Here is a 21,626-nt window from a genome sequence, read left to right as displayed (position 1 = left end):
GTCACGGTGTCCCCGCCGGCGGGTTCATGACGAAGCGGAAGTTGTTCCTCCAGATGGGGTGCGAGTGCACCGGGATGAGGCGCATGAGGGTCTGCGCCTCCTCGTTCATCCGGTTGCCCCACTGCTCGCCGATGCGGCTGTTCACCATGGAGTTGCCGACGTAGCGCCGCATCTGCTGGAAGAACCGCGTCCAGGCGGCGTCGGTGTAGTCATTGCCGGCCGGGAACTGGAGCTCGGGGAAGGCGTCCTCTCCGCCCGCCACCTGGTCGGGGTTGTGGAGGACGGCGAAGCTCTGGAACCCGTTGCTCAGCCGCCCGAACTGCACCCAGAGGGGAACGCGCCGGCGCATCTCCTCGTAGTAGGGGTTGAGGCGGTCCCGGAAGGGTATCTCGTTGTTCTGCCGCCCGAGGATGCGCAGGTCGTAATAGATGACGACGTCCCGGGTGCTCCGCCCGTAGCGGCGGACCTCCTGCACGGGACGCAGGTCCTCGCGCAGGGGCCGCGGCAGTTGATTGCCCCGGTCATCGACCTCGACGCCCATCAGGTCTCTCGAGCCCTGTGCCCGGAGGATTCCGTCCGCGGCGACCTGGGCCCTGCGCAGCAGCTCGTTGGTCCGCGTGATGAGCCGCTGCACCTCGGTCAGGTCGTCCGTGACGGCCTGGAGCCCGCGATGGGCGCTGCCCAGTGCGGCGAGCTGCTGCTGGACGTTGTTGCGCTCCGCCACCAGCCGGGCCTGCCGCCGCTCCAGCCTCCCCAGATATTCGCTCGCGCGGACCAGGGCCGCGGCCGCGCGCTCACGCAGGCGCCGCAGGACGACCTCGCGCGCGCCGCGGTCCATCTGCCGGTACAGGCCGGCGTTCAGGCGGAACAGCGCCAGGTTCACCACCCACCGGTCGATGGTGTACTGGTTGATGCCGCGCTGCTGGAGCAGCAGCTGGCGCGCCATCTCCTGCCGGAAGTAGAGGCGGTACTCGGCGCGGCCCATCTCCCGCCGGTCCGGATACCTCCGGGGGTTGGACAGGAACGACAGCGTGCGCGGCGGGGTGAAGGGGTTGATGCGCAGCGCGCGAGAGAGGGCCGCGATGCGCATGATGTTGCCCACGTTGCGGACGAGGTTGACCACCTCGTTCAACGGAGCAATCAGCGCCCCCCGCGCGCGGGAGTTGATGCGGCCGCCGATGATGCGCGTGGCCCTGAACCGCACCGCGCGCTGCTGCACGCCGCTCAGGGTGGAGCGGATGAGGTTCGGTCCGGTCTGGTTCAGCGCCCGTGACATCGGCGTGCCCGAGGCGACCCGCACGAACATTCCCGCCTCGTCGACGTTGGACACGCGCAGCCGGGCCCTCCCGCCCGCCTCGGTGAGCTGGACCGGCTCCCTTCCTCCGTGGGCCATCTGGGCCGTGCGGTCGATGGGCCGGAACGGCTCGTCCGCCACCAGCGTGCTCACCTGCCGCAGCAGCTCCTTCAGCCGGGTCTGCGCCTCGCGCACGCGCCTGCGAATCTCCGCCGGCCGCTTGCGCTGATTCTGTCCGGGACGCCTGCGGCGCTCCCCCCGGTGCCGCTCGTACGTGGCGGCGGCGCTCCGCTCGGCCTCCTTCAGCGCCTTCTGCTCGTCCGCGAGCTGGTCGAGGTCGTGCGCGCGGTCCCTCACCTGGGGCAGCAGGTTGCGCACCGTCGGGCGGTCCGTGTCGGGCACCAGCTCCAGCCCCCGCTGCCAGCGGGCAATCTTCGCCTCGATGCGCTCCACCTCGCTCGCCATCATCGGCGTGGTGTCCCGCGCGGCCTCCTGGATGAAGAGGCGGTGCGTCTCCCTCCCGTCGGAGAACGTCATCGTCTCGCCGATGGGGCCGTCGAAGCTCTCCGTGCCGGGGCGGCGTCCGGGGCCGCCGCGCCCGCCCCGTGCGCCTCCCGGGGCGCCGCCGCCGGTGCCCTCGCGCCAGGTGCCCGGCCGCCGCCGCTCGCCGCCGCCTCCGCGCTGCGCGTTGTCGTTCAGCAGGTCCGTCATGAACTTGCTGGAGTCGAAGTCCACCTCGCCGAACTGGACGGTGGGCCACTGGCGGGAGCCGAGCACGTAGTCCACGTCCGCGCCGATGCCGAACTCGCCCGGCAGCGGGTACTCCAGGCTGCCCAGCGGCCACGTCCACCGCTTGTCCGGCGCGGGCGACCACCAGGGCGAGTCCAGCTCCACGAACAGGTCGCCGCTGAAGCCCAGGAAGGGCTGCGCGGCGATTTCCAGGTGGCCGCCGATGAACCACTCGGGGCGCCCGGCCGCGTTCTGCCGCCGGCCGATGCGCGGTGTCGCGTCCACATAGCCGCGGATGCCGGCCAGCGCGTTCAGCCCCACGCCGGCCTTGATGTCGTGGCCCAGGAGGGTGAGGCCGACGCCGCCCTCGGCGCGCAGGCGCAGCCCCGCGAAGGCGGAGATGTTGAGCGAGCCCTGGATGGTGAAGAGGTTCTCCACCCGCGGGTCCGTGGAGAACTGCCCCGACACGCTCATGTTGTGCAGCCGCCCCGGCCCCACGCGCGCCAGCGCCTCCAGGCCGATGTTGGCGAACACGAACACCTGGCCCACCACGGGGATGCCGTAGCCCGCGCGAATCTCCACGCGGAACAGGCGCCGGTTCCACTCCCGCTCCGGGAAGAGGATGAGCTCCCGCTGCGGGCGAATCTCTCCGATGATGGTGGCCTGCGCCTGGTTGTTGACCAGGACGCGCGCCCGCCCGGACAGCCAGGGCGTGAGGGTGATGGACAGCTCACCCCAGCCGCAGAAGGCGCGCCGTCCCGGCCGCGGCGGGTTGTCCGGACCCGGCTGCGCGACGGGCAGCGCGGACGGGTCCAGGTCGGTCCGCGTGGTGAGGTCTCTCGCGGTGCGCTCGTCGGTGGCGATGAGCGTGAGGCTGCCGCTCATGCGCTCGGTGCGGTAGCCCACCGTGCCCTGGACGTGGACGAAGCCCTGGTCGAGCCGCGCCACCACGGTGCCCGACGCCGGGCCGATGGCGACCGTCATCCGCAGGTCGCCGCCCAGCACGCCGTTGGAGCCGCGGCGCACGCGCAATTCACCCCCCGAGCCGCCCGGGATGTCGATGCGCGCGCCGCCCTCCACCTGCAAGGCCTGGCTGTCGAGGCGAAGGGTGCCGGTGCCCTCCAGGTAGCCGCCCAGGCGGAAGCCCAGGTTCTCCACGGCGACGTTGATGCGCCCGGCCTCGAACTCGTTGACCACCCGGGGAACGGTGATTCTCGACATCCCCAGCAGGCCGAGCGCCTCGGAGCCGCGAATCATCCCGTCCACCAGCGCCCGCCGCGTGCCGCGCACGGGGCCCGGCTGGCCGACACCCACCCAGCCGGTGACGACGTTCTCCCGCACCACCACCACAAGCACCGTTGGCACCGTGTCCGCGAGTGAAGCGAGCGCGGGGTGCTGCAGGCGGATGGCGGTGCCCGCGCCGGTGGTGCTGAAGGTGTCGCCGCGCTTGCGGACCTTGATGGTGCCCTCGGCGAGCCCGGGCAGCCGCACGGGCACGTCCAGGTCGCGTCCGGGCCGAGCCTCGGCGGCGGTGGCCTCGGGAATCAGGAGCTGTCCCGAGGAGAGGTCCACCTCGCCGACCGTCACGGTGCGCCCCACCGGCTCCGCCGTCAGCCGCACAGTCGGGGCGCCGCCCACCCGGCCGGAGGAAGCCGTGGGGGTGGGCCCCCGGGACGGCGCGGGCGCGGGGCGCGACGTGGCGGGGGCGGGCGCGCTCGGGCGTGTCGTGCGTGTGGGGCCGGCCATCAGCGCACGCTCCGGACCGGGCCCGCGACGCGCTTCAGCGGGCAGACGCCACCGGACTTCCGGTACTCACGCTGGATGGCCGCGTCGAGGTGCTCGGTGTCCATGACTCCTCCATCGTCGAGCGCGAGGGTCGCCGCGTGCAGGACCACGTTGCGTATCTGCCCGCCCGAGAGATTGCAGCGCGCGGCCACCTCGTGGAGGAATCCGTCCTCCACGGTGTGTGTCACCGGCAGGTGGAGCCGCCAGATGCCCCAGCGCTCGGCGGCATCGGGCGGGCGGAAGTCGACGCTGACGTCCATGCGCCGGGCGAACGCCGTGTCCATCTGGTCCCCCGCGTTGGTGGTGATGACCAGGATGCCCTCGAAGGACTCGATGCGCTGGAGGAGGTAGTTCGTCTCCAGGTTCGCGTACCGGTCGTTCGAGGTCTGCACGGCGGTGCGCTTCGCCAGCAGCGCGTCGCCTTCGTCGAGCAGGAGCACGACGTCGAGCTCCTCGGCGAGCGAGAAGATGCGGTTGAGGTTCTTCTCCGTCTCGCCGATGTACTTGTTCACGACGCTGGAGAGGTCCACCTTGTAGAGCTCCATCCCCAGCCGCGCGGCGAGCAGTCGCGCCGCCAGCGTCTTGCCCGTGCCGCTGGGCCCCCGGAACAGCGCGCGCACACCGGGACGGAGCTGCCGGCCCAGTGCGGGCCCGACGGCGTCCTGGAGCCGCTCGCGCTGGCTGCATCGCCGCTCCAGGTGGTCCAGCTCCCGCTGCACCTCGGCGGCGACCGCGAGCTCGCTCCAGTCGCCGCCCGTCTCCAGACGCGTCGCGAGCGCGTCGAGCGCCTGCCGGTCCAGCGAGCCGACCGCGCGGCGCACGTCCTCGGCGGTGATGCGGCGGCGGCCCGCCAGCGCCGCGTGCGAGCGGGCCAGCTCCGCGGCGGTGTGGATGTGGCCGCTCGTGAGGCGGAAGCGCGTGGCGAGGGTCTCCAGCTCGCTCTCGTCCACGGCCTGCGTGCGGAGCCAGTGCGCGCGCCGCGCCGCGGGAGCCGGCGTCTCGAGTGTCAGCGTCAGCGCGCGCTCGACGGCGCCACTCACGCCGCCATGACGGCCGAGCACGACGGCGACGGGGGCATCACAGGCGCCTGGCGGGGGCAGCTCGTACACCTCTCCCGGCGTGGTCTCCACGACGACCACGGGCAGGGCATGGAGCAGCGTGGCCAGCGTCCCGGCCAGGCGCGCGTGCGCGTCGTCGCGGGGCGTGGGCAGCTCCACCTCCAGCAGGCCACGGCCCAGCGCGCGAGCGAGGGCGCCCACCACCGTGCGCCGCCCGCCATGCCGGGGCCCGCGCACCAGCAACGTACGGACCTCCCGCCGCTCCAGCAGCGGAGGCAGGCGCTCGACGGTGTCGCGCGTGGCGTCCGGGAGAATCAGCCGTGAGATGTCCATCAGCTCCGCCGCCGGGCGGTGGCGGAGCCACGGGAGCGGGCGGGCCCGGACGTCGCCGCGCAGCGCGTCCCACAGCGCGCCGGGGACCTCGAAGGCCCACTCGACGCGCGGCGCGTCGGGGTTGGTCACCCGCAGGAGGCCGGCCTCGCGGAGCGGCTCCAGGGCCGCGCGTGCCTCGCCTCCGTCGGTGTTCCACCACGCGTGGAGCAGCCCCAGTGTCGGGCGATGCATCGCTGGAGCCGCCTGGAGCGCCTCGAAGAGGATGCCGAAGCGCGCGTCCTCCTCGGTGAGGCCGGCACAGAAGAGGAGGGTGAGCGCCCGGTGGTCCAGTCGCGCCGCCTCGCGCAGGGCCCGCACCGGCAGGTGGCCCGGGACTCGCCGCTCCCAGGCCGCGAGGGCCGCCTGCCACCAGGCCTCGTCACGCCCGGCGGCGCCCAGCGCGGCCAGCTCGTCGCGGTAGCCGGCGAGGAACGGGAACTCCTCGAAGGCGGTGGCCTCCGACGGGAAGCCCGCCGCCACGCGCGAGAGCACCCTCGACACCGCCGCGAAGTAATACAGGCGGAAGTGATGGGCCGGGCTGAGGGGGACCGCGTCGAACGCCGTCTCGGGCTGCCTCATCAGTCCCCCACTCCGAACCGTGCGACAGAGCGAAATCTACTCCCCGTGAATCAGGAGGGGCAACCCGAGGAGGCCCTTCGAGGCGCGTGTGGTTGACCGCCAACAGTCACAGGGCCGAGGCGAACCTCGCGGCGATGGGCGCGGCGACACGGCCGCCCACGCCACCGCCCTCCACCAGGACGGCGAAGCCGACGCCGTTGCGGTAGCCGATGAACCACGCGTGTGTGGGCAGCGGGGGGACGGTGCCGAACTCGGCGGTGCCCGTCTTGCCGGCGAGCCCCGGCACACCCGAGGCCGCCTTGCCTGTCCCCTCCGCGACGGCGGCGCGCATCAGCGTGGACAGGGGCGCACGGGCATCGTTCTCCAGCGCGGCGCTCGGCCCGTCCTCCAGGTCCGTCACGAGGTAGGGCGCCCGCCACAGGCCCGACTCGGCCGCGGCGGCGACGGAGGCCATGTGCAGCGGCGTGGCCAGCACGCGGCCCTGCCCGATGGCGGCAGCGGCCAGCTCCGCCGCGTCCCGGGGCATGGGAAACGAGCCGCCGGGAGAGGGCAGCCCCGCGTTGTACTCCACGTTGAAGCCGAAGCGCCGGGACGCCTCCGCGAGCGCCTCGCCGCCCAGGCTCGCCGCGAGCATCACGAAGGCGGTGTTGCACGAGTGGGCGAAGACCTGCTTCAGCGTGGTGTCGCCCATCGCCTCGTCCTCGAAGTTGCGGAACGACTTCCCGCTCACCGCCGCCACGGGCGGGCAGGACACGCGGGCGTTCACGTCCATCCCCCGCGCGAGCAGGGCCTCCGTGGTGACGACCTTGAACGTGGAGCCCGGCGGATAGCGGCCGGTGAGGGCGCGGTTCAAGGCCTGCCCGAGCGGCCGGCTCGCGACGGCGAGGATGGCGCCCGTGTTGCTGTCCACCGCCACGAGCGCCGCCGGCAGCTCCACGCCCTCCAGCGCCGCCTCCGCCGCCGCCTGCACGCGCGGGAGCAGCGTGGTGGACACGGGCATTCCCGGCTCACCCTCGAAGCGGAACAGGACGCGCGGCTCACCCGCCGCGGAGGTGAGGAGCACCTCGCCCGAGGGACGTCCCGCGAGCCGTGGCTCGAGGGCCCGCTCCAGTCCGGACAGGCCCACCAGGTCTCCCGGCTGGTACAGCGGGCCCAGCTGTGCGAGCAGCTCGGCCGTCACCTCGCCCACGCGGCCCAGGGTATGGGCGGCGAAGCCCTCCGCGGGAGACAGCCGGGCCGTCTTGCGCCGGAAGAAGATGCCGGGCACGGGGGCCAGCGCGGGGCGCACCTGCTGGTAGCGCTCGGGCCGTATGTCGATGACGGGCACGAAGCGCTCGGAGGCCGCGCCGGCCGCGCTCAGCACCTTGTCCAGCCGCGCCGGGTCCACGCCCAGCTGCGCCTGGAGCGCGGAGGCGACATCGGCCTGGCTCCGGATGCGCGAGGGGTCGACGCCGATGCTGATGACCTCGCCCTCATGGGTGAGGGGCTCGCCGCTGCCGTCGAGCAGGTCGGCGCGCGGCGGGCGCGTCCGGGTGCGGGAGAAGCGGTCCCCCGCTCGCGCTTCCGGGTGCAGCACGGAGGGAGTCCAGCGCACGAGCCAGCGCCCCTCGCGGCGCACGAAGGGCAGCGTGCCCTCCAGCTCCCACTCGCCGAGCCCTCGCAGCAGGTGGACGGCGCGGAAGGTGGCCGTCGCGTGCTCACCGTCGCGCTCGATGCGGCCGAGCTCGAAGCGGGAGGAGACGATGCGCAGTCCGTCGCGGAAGCGCTGGTGCTCCTCCTCGAAGCCCGCGGGGGGCGCGGCCACCGCGCGGCGCAGGGCGGCCAGGTCATTCGCCGCCCAGGCCCGCAGGTACGCCTCGGCCTCGTCGACCGGCCCGTCCGCCGGCCGGCCCCGCACGGAGGCACAGGCCGACAGCAGCAGGGCAACCCAGGCACTGACTCCAACCCTCCACGCTCGCCGAGACACGCGGCCTCTGTCGCGCACGGGAGCGCGGGGGTCAAGGAATCCGCTCCGGCCCGCCGGGGGCCGTCACCTTCAGCGTCTCCATGCACAGCCTGGTGGCCCCTGCCCGTCGAGAGGCTGGTGTCGTAGGCGCCGAACCACAGGTGGGAGCGCTGTCGCCGCGGGTCCGGCCACACGCGGCGGGAGCGTACGCACCGGTAGTGCGCCGCACTGACATGGATGTCGTAACCGCGTGATGCCAGGTCCCCGTCACGGGCGCGACATCCATGCCTCGGGGGCGACGCTCACGTGTGCAACGCGCTGCACGGCCCGGCCGCGGGGGGCCGCGATGTTCCTCTCACCTCGCGGGGCATGGGGCTTGCTGTTGCCACCGCGTGTGGCCGGCCGGGTCCACCTCGTGGGAGCCGTCGTATGAAGAGGCGTGCCGTCGCGTTCACCTTGCTCTGGTTGTGGTTCCTGTCCCCCGCGGTGGTGAGAGCGGAGAGCCGCGCGTTCGATTTCTCCTCGGGCACGCGGTCCGCGCGCCTGCTGGACAGGGGCACTCCGCTGATGCGCGGATGGGCGGGAGGCAACCGCGCGCGAGCGTTCTCGTCCGCCAGCGTCACCGGCACCGAGGAGGAGCCCCTCATCCCGACGCACGTCTGGCTGGTGCCCCTGATACTCACCGGGGCCGGGTTCATCACCGGCATCACCCTCTGTGTCGCCGCGGGAGCGGGCGACAGGGAATGCGACAGCATCCTGCTCGGGGGGCTGGCCCTGGGGGCCGCGGCCGGCCTGACCTACCTCCTCATCCTGGCCTGTGCCGGTGGTGCCTGCTCCGAGGAGTGCACCGAGGAGGACGAGGACTGCGTCGAGGTCGAGGAGGCCGCGAAGCGCTCCCGCTCGCGCGCGGCGCGGGACAGGCCGGCCCTACCCTTCGGGCTTGCCCCCACGGTGGGGTTCGTCAACGACCGCGCCGTCTTCGGGCTGGGGGGCCACTTCTGACGCGCGTCCGGGCGCCTATTCGAACACGGAGAGCTCGGCCAGCGAGTACAGCCGGCCCGCGCTCTCTCCGTCCTCGGCCGTCACGCGCAGCCGCAGGTAGCGCACCGGGGCGTCACCGGTGAGGGGCTCGTCGAGGTAGAGAGAGGGCGTGTAGGCGTCCATCGGCGGGTCGAAGGGGCTGGCCGCGTCGGTGCCGAAGAGCGGGTACTGGTAGTAGTTCCGGCGGGAGTCGTTCTTGTCGAAGTGGATGACGGGGATGTCCGCCAGGCGCCCCCAGGTGTCGCCGTCCCCGCTTCCCTCCAGCACCACCCGGATGCGGTCCAGGTAGTTGAGCGTCGTCTCCAGGCCGCGAATCACCAGCCGGCGCGGGCGGGCGGGCGCGTTCAGCGTGAAGGTCAGCGCCTCCACGCCAAAGCCCCCCTCGTTCCCCGGGCCGGGCTGCTGGCTTCCCGGATGTGTCTCCTGGACGGTGAGCTTCCCGTCCGTGTACGGGCACGGGCCCTCCACCGGCGCCGGGCTGCACGCGGCGCCGCGGCTGACGGGGCGGAGCGTCCCCACGGGCAGGGCCTTGCGCGGGGTGCGCCACTCCATGCGGAAGTCGAGGGTGCTGCTCTCGCCGCCCAGCGGGTTGAAGAACCAGAGGCCCGCGCTCAGCGCGCGCAGCTGCGCCTCCACGCCCGCGAAGTCCTCCAGCACGTACGGGCTCGGCGTCCAGGGCGAGGTGGCGCGGAACCACTGCCACACCAGTCCGCCCTCGCCGTGCAGGTGCATCACCGGCTCGGGCGTGCTGGGAGAGAGGGGCATCGTTGTGTTGGTGTTCTGGTCCCAGTACTCCGTCAGCTTCGCGGAGGGGGGCGTCTGTGGCACGGGCGGCGCGGCGCCGAAGGACAGCGTGGGGCCCTGGAGCCCGTCGCTCACGGTGAGGCCCGAATCCCACGGCCGCATCTCCGGCAGCTCCACGTCGTCCCAGAAGACGAAGGCGACGAAGACGCCGTGGCCGTCCTCGTCCAGAGGAGGGACCACGCGGAAGTGGTACTGCTCGTAACCGTTGAGCTCCTCCACGGCGGTGTCGCCGGCGAGCGCCTCCAGCGTGAAGTCCCCGGAGGCCCTGCTGGCCCCTTCCGAGTACGGCTTGAAGCGCGTGTCCCGCTCCTCCTCGGGAACGCTGGAGCCGTAGGAGTACACACGCGCGCGCTCCAGCCGCAGGGGTGTGTCCGCGCGGGGGGAGCCGTCCGCGTGCAGCAGCCGGCCGTGGACGAAGATGGGGTCCTCCGGCATCCGCTCACAGCCGGAGGCGAGGAGCGCGAGGAGTGACAGCGGGAGCAGGCGATGGCGCATGTCAGTACGTCCCCTTGAGTCCGAAGAGGGGGAGGATGATGGGCAGGCGCAGCGGGTTGCGCACCGGGCTGCCCGCTTCGTCGTGGAGGTACTCGTAGCCGAACACCTCCTGCTGGGCGGAGATGTTGAGGACGTCCAGGTACGCGTCGAGCGTGAAGTCCTCCATGGCCCAGGACTTCGCGACGCGGAAGTCCACGCGGAAGAAGTTGCCCAGCCGCTCCACGCGGTCCTCGTCCTGGCGCACCCACTCCTGACGCCCGTCCCGGCCCGGCGCGAGGCGGTGCGTCTGCGTCGTCACCTGTCCGGACTCGGGGCGGCCGGTGTTGAAGTGCACCACCGTGCCCACCGTCCAGTTGTTGCCGAACTTGTAGCTGAGCGCCGCGTTGAAGACGTGGGCCTGCTCGAAGGCGAAGGGCAGGGTGCCATCCACCGACTCCACCACCCGGTTGTCGTCGCCGTACCGCTCGTAGCGCACGCGGCGCCGGCTCTGGAGGAAGCTGTAGGAGGCCCAGCCGAACCAGTCGCGGCCCAGCGGGTGGCGGGCCATCAGCTCGAAGCCATACGCGTAGCCGCTGGCGGCCGGGTCCTCTCCCTCCAGCCCGTTGCGGCGCCGGTTCTCCGCCACGTCCGCCACGTCGAACTCCACCGTGCGCGACAGCGGGTTGTAGAAGGCGTCCGCGCTCAGCTCCAGTCCTTCGAGGGCCTTCCACTCGGCGCCCACGTCGAACTGGGCGCCCTCCTGCAGGCCGTAGCGCAGGCCGGCGGTGTCCACCGCGGGCAGGTGCAGCAGCACGGTGGGCGGCTGGTGGAAGAGGCCCGCGCCGCCCTTGAGGGTGAGGGTGTCCGTCAGCCGGTGGCGCACGGTGAGGCGCGGCTCCGCCACGGTGTGGGTGATGCCGGGCACCAGGTGGTAGGCGTCCACGCGCAGGCCGGGCTGGAGGAGCCAGCGCTCCGTGGGGCTCCACGTCGCCGTGGCGTACGCGCCCGAGAAGGTGGCCAGCGAGGAGGGACTCTTCAGCGGGTCCGGCTCGCTGCCGGGCCGGTAGCCCGGGGCAATGGCCGTGCCGGTGATGACGGTGGCGGCGCGCCGGTGCTCCACGTCTCCGCCCACGGCCACCTCCACCGTGCCGGACAGGCGCTTCTTCCAGCCCGCGCGCAGCGCGAGGCTCGTCTGCTCCAGCCCGTACTCGCCCACCTGCTCCGCGCGGAGCGCGCCGCTCTGCTGGAGCCGTGTCTCCTCGCCGGTGAGGCCCACCGCGTCCCAGCCCACGGTGAAGCCCACCTCCGCCTCGCCGCCCGCCAGCGGGTGCGTGCCGCGCAGGTCCACGCGGTGGAAGCGGGACACCACGCCGCCACCCGTGTCTCCCGCGTACTCCTCTCCCGCGCTCGCCCCCACGTCGTCCGAGCTTCCCAGCGCGAACAGCCGCAGCCGGCCCTGGCCCACCTTCTGCTCCACGCGTGCCTGGTAGTCCCAGAAGTTGGCGCGCACCTTCTCCGCTTCCGCCGAGTTGACGAGGTTGGCCCCCAGCGAAATCAGCAGCGCGGAGTAGCTGACGCGGCCGGCGACGCTGACGGAGGTGCCCGTCTCCTCGAAGGGGTACTCGATGAAGCCGCCGGTGTTGAGCAGGTCCGCGTACGCGGTGAAGTGCAGCCGGTCCTCGCGGGGCCGGGACAGCCGCCCCTCCACCGCGCCGCCCAGCACGCGCCCGAACTGCACCGGCGGCGTGCCCGGGTAGAAGTCCACGGTGTCGATGAAGTCCGGGTGCACCACCGCGGGCCCCAGCAGCAGGTGGTACAGCATGGGGATGCGCACGCCGTCGAGGAAGAAGCCCGTCGCCGCGGGCTGGCTGCCGCGCACCACCGGGTAGCTGACGCCGGAGGCGATGCTGCCCACGCCCGGCATCAGCATGACGACGCGGAACGGGTCGCCCAGTGTGCCGGGCACCTCGCGAATCTCCTGCTCATGCAGGCTGACGCGCGTGACTTCCGTGCGCGGCCGCTCGTCGCGCACCACCGTCTCGTAGGGATTCACCACGCCGGGCTGCAGCCGGTAGACGACCTGGACGGACTGGCCCTCCGTCACCATCTCCTCGAACGTCGCGGGCTGGTGGCCGGGCGCGCGTACCTCCACCTTGTGTGCTCCGGGAGGGACCTCCAGTGTGAAGCGGCCTTCCGTGTCCACGGTGCCCGCGGGCTCGGCGCCGCCGTCGAGGAAGAGCGAGGCGTCCGCCAGGGGACGGCGCGTGCCGCGGGCGCGCACCTGCCCCTGGATGCGCGCGGTGGCGGCCGGCACCTGCACGGGCGGCTCGAAGCGGTAGACGAAGGGCAGGCGCACCGCCACCGGCTGTCCGCCCAGCGTGGCCGGGGTGAAGCGCAGGCCCGGCGCGGCCTTCAGCGCGGCCTCGGTGAGGCGCGGCTCGGCGGGGGCCTGCACCACCTTCACCTCGGCCACCGCGCCCTGCTCGTCCACGAGCAGTTCCAGCGTCACTTCGCCGGGCGTGCCCTCCAGCCCTTCCGGCCACGCGGCGGGGGACTCCGTCACCAGCGAGGGAGGCTCCAGCTTCGCCTCGCCGCTCCGCGGCGAGAGGCCCAGGCGCGCGGCGTCCTCGGCGGAGATGGAGGTGCCCCCGTCGGAGGCCTGGACGTCCACCTCCACGGCGCGGTGCTCACTGGCGGGGGACGGCACGCCCTGGGCGCCCGCGAAGCCGGGCCACACCACCAGGAGGAGCAGGAGCGGAAGAAAAAGGCGCTTATGTCGCAGTTGCATCGCGCATACCAGGGCCGAGGCTCGCGAAACAGTCACTCCGGCCAGTGGTATTCGCGGGCGGCGCATATATCAGCCGGGAAAGGCCATTCCTAGACACCCCAGCCGGCCGATTGGCGCACACCCCCTTCAATTATTCTTCCGGCGGGCCGTGATTCCAGGGCCTTGGGCGCCGGGGCGCGGGGGCAGCGGCGGAGGCGCCAGGAAGTTGGTGTTGCTGACGAAGAGCCCCTCGCGGGGCAGCTCGTTGGCACGGGGCCCCTTGTAGCGCAGCACGTAGAGGCCGCTGTTCTCGTCGGTGATGTAGATGAGCCCGTTGTAGAGGATGGGGTGCGGCCACATCCACACGTCCGGGCTTTCGCGGAAGCGTTCCACCACGCGCGAGGCTGGCCTGGGCACGTAGACGCCCACCTCCATGGGGAGCACGGGGTTGGCGATGTCCCAGACCCGCAGCCCCGCCGAGTACCAGGAGACGAAGAAGAGGTTGGGGAAGACGAGCTGCTGGTGCGGGGAGAACTCGCGCAGGAGCGACGGGTCTCCCGGGCCGCCGGGCACGCAGTTGGGCTCCAGGTTCTCCGGCACCATGTAGCGCGAGACGACCTGTGGACGCCGCTCGTTGGAGATGTCCAGGATGTGGCCCCAGCTCCACGGGCAGGTGTCGGTGCCGTTCCGCTCGCCGGAGATGATGAGGTAGGGCCGGCCCGGCACCGGGTACACCGAGTGCTCCGTCCATGCGTACGGCGGCGTGAAGTCCACGCGCGCGTCCGGGTCCGGGTTGAGTTTGCGCAGGCACAGGTTGGGGTCGGTGTTGCTCGTCTCGTCCTCGGTGATGGTGTCGCGGGTGCACGGCTCCCGGTTGGCCAGCCTGGAGCTGTCCAGCACGTAGTAGCCGCCGTGGATGTTGGCCACGTACACGCGCGTGCCGTCCTGTGAGACGGACATGGAGTGGACGTTGTTGCGCTGGACGGGAGGCTTCTCCGTGTCGAAGACGAAGTGGTCGTCGCGCCACTCGAAGGGCTCCACCGGCTGCACACGTGGGACGGCGGGCGTGAGGGTGAAGGTGGCCACCGGTTCCGGGCTGATGGGGCCGGCCGGGGGCGCCATCAGCTCGAAGACGCGCAGGGACGGCTCGCGCACGTCGCCCAGGTGGATGGAGGAGTAGAGGAGGAAGCGCGCGGGCTCGCGCGGGTCCCTCCACAGGAAGAACTCGTGCGGCCGGTCGATGCCGAGCGAAATCGTCTGCCGCAGCACCGGGCGGCGGCAGTCGGTGATGTCATAAATCTGGTAGTTGTTCACCTCGCCGCTGTCCGGGCCGGTCTCCCGGAAGTTCATGATGATGAGCGTGTTCGCGTCGGGGATGGTGCGCAGCTCGCGCGACGTGGCGTTGAGAATCGTCGGGAGCGCGCCCACGACCTTCGGCCTGCGCGGGTTGGAGATGTCGACGATGAGCACCTCGGGCGGCATGGGCGGGGTGCCGAACGCGGGGCCCGTGCCGGGTCTCCGGCCGATGCGGCTGCCCACGTAGAGACAGTCACCGGAGATGCCCGTGGGGCCGTTGCGGCCGCGGGCGATGGTGTCTCCCGGGTTGGGCAGCGGGTTGTAGCCCATCAGCTCGAAGTTGTCGTTCTGCGGCAACTCATGAAGCGGCTGGCGGAGCGCGCCGATGATGGGGCGCGGCACCTTCTTGAAGGGCGTGTCCACGACGGGCGGGAAGCGCGGGTGCCTCGAGTTGAAGTCCTGCGGCTCCTGCGCCGCGCCCCGCGCCGGCCACGTGAGCGCCAGCAGCGCCGCGAACGTCAGGCACGTCCTCACTGCTCCTGCCATGGGTCCTCCCTCGACATGGCGTCGCCGGCCGTCTGCCCGGTGCCGCGAATGGGGGCGGAAGGTGGTGCTGGCTTCCTGGCGCCACGATGGTCCGCGGGTGGGACACTCGCGCATGGCCGCGGACAGCTCTCCTGGCTCGCGGGGTGAGCCGGGTGTGCTGGACCTTCAGTGCTCGCGGGTGGAGGCCGCTCCCGTATCTGAAGTCATGTTGCACCTGCGTCCCGGTGAAATGTAGGCCGACGGACCCTCTCCGGCCCGGGCAGGCATGTGGCCTGTGCGTCATCACACGGAGGGAGGGGCAGGCCGCCTCGTTCGCGAGAAGTGCGGGCGAGAGCATCACTACTCTTTTTCGCACCAGGTGAATGCGCGGAGGCTCGGCCTCCGTGCCGCACGCGGTGCTGGGACGGGAGGGACCCATGCGCACGCCGAAGGACTCGCTGCTGCTCCAGGGACTGGAGTATGCGCTGGCAGGACGTCAGGCGGAGGCGGCGGAGGTGCTCTGCTCGCTGCATGCGCTGCTGGACGTGGGGGCCGTGCCGGAGGACCTGCACTACCTCCTCTTCGCCAGGGCCATCTCGCGCCGGCTGGAGGGCGCGGGGGCGGTACCGGGCAACCCGTACCTGAACGAGGAGCCGGAGCGGGGGGCGAGCCAGATTGATTTGTTCCGCCTGCTGGTGACGCACATGCCCCTGGCCTCCACGGCGGACGCGGTGGCCAACGCGGTGCTGGCGGACCTGCTGCGCGGGCACCCCGAGGCCACGCTGCTGGACGTGGGCATCGGCCAGGGGCGGCAGGCGCGGGGCCTGCTGCGGGAGCTGGCGAAGGCGGGCGCGCTGCCGCGCCGGCTGACGCTGGTGGGGGTGGACCCGAGCGGCTCGAGCCTGCGCCAGGCGGAGGCCACGGTGGCGGAGGCGGCGCGGGAGGTGGGCGCCACCGTGCGCTTCGTGGACATCGAGTCCCCGGTGGAGGGGCTGACCGAGGCGACGTGGGCGGCGCTGCGCGGCGTGCCCCGCCCGCTGGTGGTCAACGGCGCGTTCGCGCTGCACCACGTGGCCGAGGAGCCCGGAGGGCAGGGCGAGGCGCGTGACGCGGTGCTGCGGCGCCTGCGCGGGCTGGCGCCGGTGGGGCTGGTGCTGTGCGAGCCCCACGTGGACCACCACCGCGCGCCGGTGCGCGAGCGCTTCCGCAATGCGTGGAACCACTTCACACGTGTGTTCGAGCTGCTGGACACGCTGGACGTGCCACGCGAGGACCGGGCGGCGATAAAGCGGTTCTTCGGCCGGGAGGTGGACGACGTCGTGGGCACGGTGGACGAGTCGGCGCGCTGCGAGCGCCACGAGACGGCGCCGTCCTGGATGGACAGGCTGCGCCGCGCGGGCTTCGTGCCGATGGAGGCGCTGGAGAAGGTGCGGCCCGCGGAGGTCCACCCGGCGGTGTCGCTGCGCCGCGAGCGCGGCTGCGTGGGCATCTGCTACCGGGATGACATGCTGGTGGCGGTGCTGGGCGCGAGGCCGGCGGAGGGACGCGGATGATGGTGGATGGAACCCCCATGACGAGCGAGACAACGGACGTGCTGGCGGCGGAGGTCCTGCGGCGCTGCCGGGAGACAGGCGCGCGGCTGGCGCTGGTGGAGGCGTGCACCGGCGGGCTCGTGTGCGCGCGGCTGACGGACGTGCCGGGGGCGTCCGCGGTGGTGGAACGAGGGTTCATTCCGTACTCGAACGAGTCCAAGGTGGAGCAGCTCGGGGTGCCGCTGGAGCTGCTCCAGGCACACGGCTCGGTGAGCGCGGAGGCGGTGGAGGCGCTGGCGCGGGCCGCGCTGGAGCGCTCTCGCGCGGACTGGGCGGTGGCGGAGACGGGCATCGCCGGGCCGGCGGGGGGCACGCCGCAAAAGCCGGTGGGGCTGGCCTTCATCGCGGTGCTGCGCCGGGGCGGGCGGGTGACGGTGGAGCGCCACGTCTTCGCGGGAGACCGGAGCGGCGTGCGCCGCGCCATCGCGGACCGCGCGCTCACGCTGCTGCTGGAGCGGCTGGGCGCGGAATCGTGAATTGAACGCTCGCACCGCCCTGCTGGACGCCTATCGGCACGGGCGCCGCTTCTCTACTCTCGCAATCACGCCAGAGCGGTTCACCCCGCAATCCATGCGCAAGGGAGGGGCCCGGTGTTCCAGATAGAGGTCGACCGGCAGCATTCCATCGTGGACTTCATCCTCGACGGCTACATCCGCGTGGAGGAGATGCAGCGTTTCGTGGCGGAGCTGAAGGGGGCCACGGACTCGTTGCAGGGGCGGGACATCAAAATCAAGGCGGACGTGCGGACCTTCAAGCCGGCGTCGCCCGAGGCGGCGGACATGATTCGCCGGGTGCAGGAGTACGGGCTGCGCCGGGGCGTGGTGCGGGTGGCGGAGATGGTGGAGAGCCAGATTGTGGCGCTGCAGCTCAACCGCATCGCCCGGGAGAGCCACACGGACCGGATTCTCCGGCGCTTCTGGCAGGAGTCCTCCGCGCGCCAGTGGCTCATCCACGGCGACGAGGACATGGGGATGCACCCGGGGATGTGAGGGAGGGCGGGGCTCGGCGGCCGATGGACAGGTCTCGAGCGCGAGGTCATGCGTCAGGGAGGAAGCGAGGTGACGCTGGCTGCTTCCCCGGGCGCTACGCGGGAAGTCCCTCGTCCGGGCGCGTCCAGGAGTCGAGCGGCAGCGGCAGCCTGCCGACGGGCAGCCGCGCCAGGTGGGGAATGTTGGGGTACTCGCGCTGGGTGGGCATCCCGCTCAGTTCGGCCAGCCGCAGTAGCGCCAGCCCGTTCATGAACAGGGCGCCATCGGTGCGGCGCGCGTCTTCCGGAAAGGCGTCCTTCTGGAGGAACAGCCGGCCCCGCTCCTCGATGACCGCGAGCAGGGCGTCATGGAAGCCGTCCGCGTCCCGCAGCAGGAGCGCGCGGCAGACGTCGAAATAGGGAGCGTGCTCACCCTCGACGATGCGCTCCCACCGGTCCAGGAGTGCCTGGAAGTCGTGGTCTTCCCCCGAGTGCAGGTGCAGCAGGCGCTTGTGCATGAAGCGGTGAAGGAGGAAGTCGTCCTCGTATTCGCAGCGGGGCTCGTGCCTGTCTTGCGTCAGTCGCGCCAGCTCCGCCCCCAGGTCGAGCTGGCCGGCGGTGACGGCATCGACGAAGGAGAAGTTCCTGCTCGCGCACGTCAGGAGCGGAGGGAACGCTCGACCACCCTTCACGAGGTGTGACAGGTGGCGGCGGACGAGCGCGGATTTGCCGAGGAGGAACTGGAAGCGGTCGGCTCTTGCCTCGGAGAGCATCTCGCATAGCGCGAGCCGGTGGTACATGAGCGCGACCGCACCATAGGCCTTGCCGGAGCGCTCGGCCATGCCTTGCACGGCGATGCTTTCCAGCGCGTCTTTCAGGATGGACCGGGTATTGTCCCGGAGGAGTTCCAGAACCATGAAGTGGTCGCCCGCCGTGTCTAGAGGACCTGGCAGCGCTCTCCCATGGCGATGTAGCGGATGCCGGAAATGCCCCCCTGCTCGAAAATCGCGCGCAGGTCATCGCGGATGAGGAGGACGCGGGGGAACACGCTGATGCGGAACAGCCTGGAATCGGGAGGCACCTTGGCCGGGTCCAAGTCGAGCCGGGAGAGGGCTTCGAACTGGCCGGGCGAGATGATGGACTTCTCCCCGCGGGTCTTTGTCATGTCGGCGCAGTCGTGGGTGCCGATGACGTTGGCGATGAAGCAGTCTTCGGCAGCGAGACGCTTCTTGTGGTTGTAGAGGGCGAAGGGGAGGAATTCGATTTCCACCCCGACTTCCTTTTCGAGCAGGGACTTGAGCCTGCCGGAGACCATCGGCAACAGGACGGTGTTGGGGATGTAGTCTGGAACGACCAGTCCGCCGTCCACGGACATGTTGAGTCGGACGCCGGAAGGGTACTCGTTTCCCATTCGTACGCCCTTCGAAGCCATCCAGGACTGCTTGTTCAGAGGCCGGGGTAGTTCGTCGATGAGGCAGCTCTCCTCGCTCTCATCTTCGGTGATGATGAAGTATTGATGTGTGGCCGTGGTCATGGGACTGGAAGGGAAGTTGTTCTGGCTCTTCTGTAGGTCTCGTGGGTTTCCCTCGGCGGATGGTGGTCCGCGAGGGGAGACACCCGGCGTGAGGCTCCGAGACTCTCTCTGCTCTGTGCCTTCGCTGGCAACCGCCTTGCACACCACGCCACCCCAGCGCGGGCCTGGGTGGCACGGACAGCTCGGCGGGAGAGGCGGACGGTGGCGCGGGTCGGGGTGGAGAAGCTGCTGGAGCAGTCGTGGGCGTTCTTGCGGTAGTTGCACCGTGGGAACTTCGTACCGTCGTACTCCTCATGGCGCCACAGGCAGCCCGTCTGGCTGGGGCTGGATTCGTGCTCGTTTTCGACCCGGTCGACCAGGTGTTCGCTGTCGCCGCTCCTGGTTGTCTCGGTTGTTGGAATTGCTGGGAGGTGAGGTCAGCGTCCTGCGAGTTGGGAGGGGCGGGCCGCGGCGCGCACCTGCCGCCGGAGTTCCGCCAGCTCCCGGGGACCCGTGCGCCCGATGCGCGCCGTGCCAGGATTATCGCGCTGTCTCCTGACGAGCTGGGCCAGCCACCGGGTGGGGTCCGGACGGGCCTGCGCACCCTGCTCCACGGCTTCGTCGCAGGCGGCGTCGTTGCCCAGGAAGTAGTGCGCAACCATCCAGTAGTTGGCAAACTGCGGTTGTTCCAGGAGGAGAGGCTTCTCGGCCTCCCAGTCTTCCAGGCCGGGTGCCTGCGTGAGCTCCTCGGCGAGGGACACGCTCGGAGTCCCCCAGAGCAGGTCGATGAGCCATCGGGAGCGTGCGTGGAGCTTTGCGCTGTCGCGAAACGCCGGAGGTTGCTGGTCGCGCCTGACGGACTCCAGGCGCTCATCGAAGGCTTCCGCCATGCGCACCAGCTGTTTGAAGCGGGCGATGCCGACCTGCCCGGGGCGGCGGGGGCCTTCACCGGGGTCCATCTCCGACAGCCACGTATTGAGAACGAAGCTCTTGAGGCTGCGCGGCCTGCCGAGCCGGCCGGTGTCGTGCGAGTATGAATGGACGCGCAGCAGGCCGAGTGGATCCGGCAGCAGGCTGACGAGCGTGCGATCTCCCGATGCATGCTCGCAGAGGCGGAAGAGGCCCGCGAAGAGTACCTCTGCGCCTGGGGGCAGGAAACTCCCCTCATCCAGCTCCTCGTCCGACGGGCTCAGCGCGTCGGGATAGAGGTCCAGCCCAAGCGACAGGCCGCCGGACTTCCAGAAACCCTCGGTGTCTTCGTCGAGGTCCAGGGCGAGTTCGATGGCCCTCCACGTCGCGAGCTCCTCGGGTGCGCGCCAGCCGTACGCCTGCGCGATGTCGTCGGGCATCTCGGTGAGTTCGGCCATGTCGACCGCCAAGAGGCGTTCGCGGAAGGCCGCGGGCTTTCGCGCCACGAGCAGCTCCGCGACATCGACCAGGGGCGTTTCGGCCAATGTCTCCACTGTGAGGGTGTCCAGACTCATTGCCATGGTGTTCTCACGCGCGAGGAAGACTCGTGGAGTCAGAAGAGGTTGCCAGGGGGCACCACGGCACGCATTCAGCCCCGGAGCCCCTCGGCGAACGGCCGGCTGAACGAGGAAGCTGGCACCGAGCGTGCCGCCTTCAACGCGGCAAGCTGCTGAGTCATGAATGCCCGCGTGGGCACCTGAATCGAGCCCCGGCCGCGCAGCGCCAGCTCCAGCGCCAGCGCATGACGGCGCCGCATGGGCGCGCTGGCGAGCGCGTCGAGCAGGGCCCGCGGAGTGAAGGGCTGACCCGCGAGGTAGCGCTGCTTCGTGTCCAGCCGCTGGCGCTCCTGCTGCCACCACGCCGCCACACGCTCGGGCCGGGGCTTGGGCAGTGAGTCCTCGGGCTTGGACGAGAGGTCCGCGTCGAGGTCCTCTTCCTCCAGCGGTGGGAGCGCCTCGTCCTCCTCCTCACGAGGGGCCGCGTACTCCTCCGCGATGCGCAGCCCGGTGATGGCGCTGAAGGCCTCGCCCGCGAGCGCGGCGACGGGCTTGTGCCGCATCAGCTCCACGCAGGCATCGGCGGCGGCCACGCGGCCGGAGAAACCGAGCGCGAACAGCACCCGCGGCCGGAGCTTCTCATCGGGAAGCAGGTCCAGCAGCCGCTTCACGTCCCGCTCATCCCCGCTCATTCCCAGCAGCAGCAGGGGCAGCCGGCCGCCGGGCGCGCGAGACTCGACGGCGGACTGGCAGGCCGCCCAGGCCGCACGGTGTCCGCCCATGAGGCCCGCGAGGATGGCGGCATCGCGGAGCGCGGGCTCATCCGATTCCAGCGCGCCAGAGAGCTGGGCCGGCTCCAGTGGCAGCCGGGCGCGGTTGGCGGCGCGCAGGGCGGCGGCGGCCACGAGGGGCTCCGGGTGGGTGAGGAACGGCGAGCACAGCGGAGCCGTGGCCAGCCCGTGCGCGCCCAGCGTGTCGAGCACCAGGGCGAGCAACTCAGGGACGGCGTCCTCCTTCTTCAGGAGCGCCGGGAAGTCCGTGGGGATGGCGGGCGTCGGGGCCAGCTCGAACGCACGACGGAGCGCGGTGAGCGCGGGAGGCTCGGCCCCGGGCAGCGCGGCGAGCACGGCGGCGGGCCCGAAAGGCGCCTCCGCCTGGAGCAGCGCGAGCGCCGCCGCGACGACGCGCTCGGGCTCATCCGCCAGCGCGGGCACCAGCAGGCGCTCCACCACGGGCTCACCCCCCAGCACCAGCCCGTCCACGTGCGCCGCGACGTGCTCCTCCAGCTCCGCCACCTCCTCCAGCGTGTAGTCGGGGGCGTCGAGCGCCTGCTCCCACTGGCTCCACCGGAAGGCCGCCTCGTCGAGGTGCTCCTCGTAGAGGTCCCAGTGCAATGGTCGTCCGCTGAGCTCGGCCATG

The 21,626-nt window shown here is 71.7% G+C and carries 14 protein-coding genes; 4 read left to right on the top strand and 10 right to left on the bottom strand.

Annotated elements, in window-relative coordinates:
• Position 1: 1 nt before the first annotated feature.
• The 3 genes from K8638_RS40155 to K8638_RS40145 form a co-directional block, all read right to left on the bottom strand.
• The gene (locus K8638_RS40155; protein WP_223760051.1) at positions 2–3,769 is read right to left on the bottom strand and encodes a polymorphic toxin type 15 domain-containing protein; all 3,768 of its coding nucleotides are present in this window, start codon (positions 3,767–3,769) and stop codon (positions 2–4) included.
• Complete coding sequence (locus tag K8638_RS40150; protein WP_223760050.1) at positions 3,769–5,817, bottom strand: ATP-binding protein; 2,049 nt, start codon at positions 5,815–5,817, stop codon at positions 3,769–3,771. Before K8638_RS40150 ends, K8638_RS40155 begins: the two co-directional genes overlap by 1 nt.
• 106 nt (positions 5,818–5,923) lie before the next feature.
• Positions 5,924–7,783, bottom strand: coding sequence for a penicillin-binding transpeptidase domain-containing protein (locus tag K8638_RS40145; protein WP_223760049.1), 1,860 nt, complete (start codon positions 7,781–7,783; stop codon positions 5,924–5,926).
• Positions 7,784–8,191: 408 nt separating this feature from the next.
• Here K8638_RS40145 and K8638_RS40140 point away from each other — a divergent pair, with 408 nt between their 5' ends.
• On the top strand, positions 8,192–8,764 hold the full coding sequence (locus K8638_RS40140; RefSeq protein WP_223760048.1) for a hypothetical protein: 573 nt from the start codon (positions 8,192–8,194) through the stop codon (positions 8,762–8,764).
• A gap of 15 nt (positions 8,765–8,779) precedes the next feature.
• On the opposite strand, the gene K8638_RS40135 is transcribed toward K8638_RS40140, so the two are convergent.
• From K8638_RS40135 to K8638_RS40125, 3 genes are all read right to left on the bottom strand, one after another.
• Positions 8,780–10,102: a hypothetical protein gene (locus tag K8638_RS40135; RefSeq protein WP_223760047.1), complete on the bottom strand. Its 1,323-nt coding sequence runs from the start codon at positions 10,100–10,102 to the stop codon at positions 8,780–8,782.
• Between the two features lies 1 nt (position 10,103).
• A complete protein-coding gene (locus K8638_RS40130) occupies positions 10,104–12,869 on the bottom strand; it encodes a TonB-dependent receptor domain-containing protein (protein WP_223760046.1) in 2,766 nt (921 codons plus the stop codon).
• 126 nt (positions 12,870–12,995) lie between these two features.
• Positions 12,996–14,690, bottom strand: coding sequence for an LVIVD repeat-containing protein (locus tag K8638_RS40125; RefSeq protein WP_223760045.1), 1,695 nt, complete (start codon positions 14,688–14,690; stop codon positions 12,996–12,998).
• Positions 14,691–15,106: 416 nt separating this feature from the next.
• Between K8638_RS40125 and K8638_RS40120 the strand changes: the two genes are divergently transcribed.
• The 3 genes from K8638_RS40120 to K8638_RS40110 all read left to right on the top strand — a co-directional run bounded on the left by K8638_RS40120 (position 15,107) and on the right by K8638_RS40110 (position 17,250).
• Positions 15,107–16,222, top strand: coding sequence for a GRAS family protein (locus K8638_RS40120; protein ID WP_223760044.1), 1,116 nt, complete (start codon positions 15,107–15,109; stop codon positions 16,220–16,222).
• A gap of 17 nt (positions 16,223–16,239) precedes the next feature.
• Positions 16,240–16,737 carry a CinA family protein gene (locus K8638_RS40115; protein WP_223760043.1) on the top strand — a complete coding sequence of 166 codons (498 nt, stop codon included), beginning with the start codon at positions 16,240–16,242 and terminating at the stop codon, positions 16,735–16,737.
• Positions 16,738–16,851: 114 nt separating this feature from the next.
• Positions 16,852–17,250, top strand: a complete 399-nt coding sequence (locus tag K8638_RS40110; RefSeq protein WP_223760042.1) for an STAS/SEC14 domain-containing protein — start codon at positions 16,852–16,854, stop codon at positions 17,248–17,250.
• A 94-nt stretch (positions 17,251–17,344) separates the two neighbouring features.
• Here K8638_RS40110 and K8638_RS40105 read toward each other — a convergent pair whose 3' ends face one another.
• From K8638_RS40105 to K8638_RS40090, 4 genes are all read right to left on the bottom strand, one after another.
• Positions 17,345–18,145, bottom strand: a complete 801-nt coding sequence (locus K8638_RS40105) for an immunity 49 family protein (RefSeq protein ID WP_223760041.1) — start codon at positions 18,143–18,145, stop codon at positions 17,345–17,347.
• A gap of 20 nt (positions 18,146–18,165) precedes the next feature.
• Complete coding sequence (locus K8638_RS40100) at positions 18,166–18,762, bottom strand: imm11 family protein (RefSeq protein ID WP_223760040.1); 597 nt, start codon at positions 18,760–18,762, stop codon at positions 18,166–18,168.
• Between the two features lie 416 nt (positions 18,763–19,178).
• Positions 19,179–20,231 carry a hypothetical protein gene (locus K8638_RS40095; protein ID WP_223760039.1) on the bottom strand — a complete coding sequence of 351 codons (1,053 nt, stop codon included), beginning with the start codon at positions 20,229–20,231 and terminating at the stop codon, positions 19,179–19,181.
• Between the two features lie 68 nt (positions 20,232–20,299).
• Positions 20,300–21,625: a TIGR02270 family protein gene (locus K8638_RS40090; protein WP_223760038.1), complete on the bottom strand. Its 1,326-nt coding sequence runs from the start codon at positions 21,623–21,625 to the stop codon at positions 20,300–20,302.
• Position 21,626 lies beyond the last annotated feature (1 nt).

Origin of the sequence: Myxococcus sp. RHSTA-1-4 (assembly GCF_020037125.1) — a bacterium.
Lineage (GTDB): Bacteria > Myxococcota > Myxococcia > Myxococcales > Myxococcaceae > Myxococcus.
The sequence above is the reverse complement of the archived record's forward strand: the minus strand, read 5'-3'. Positions and strand labels throughout refer to the sequence as shown.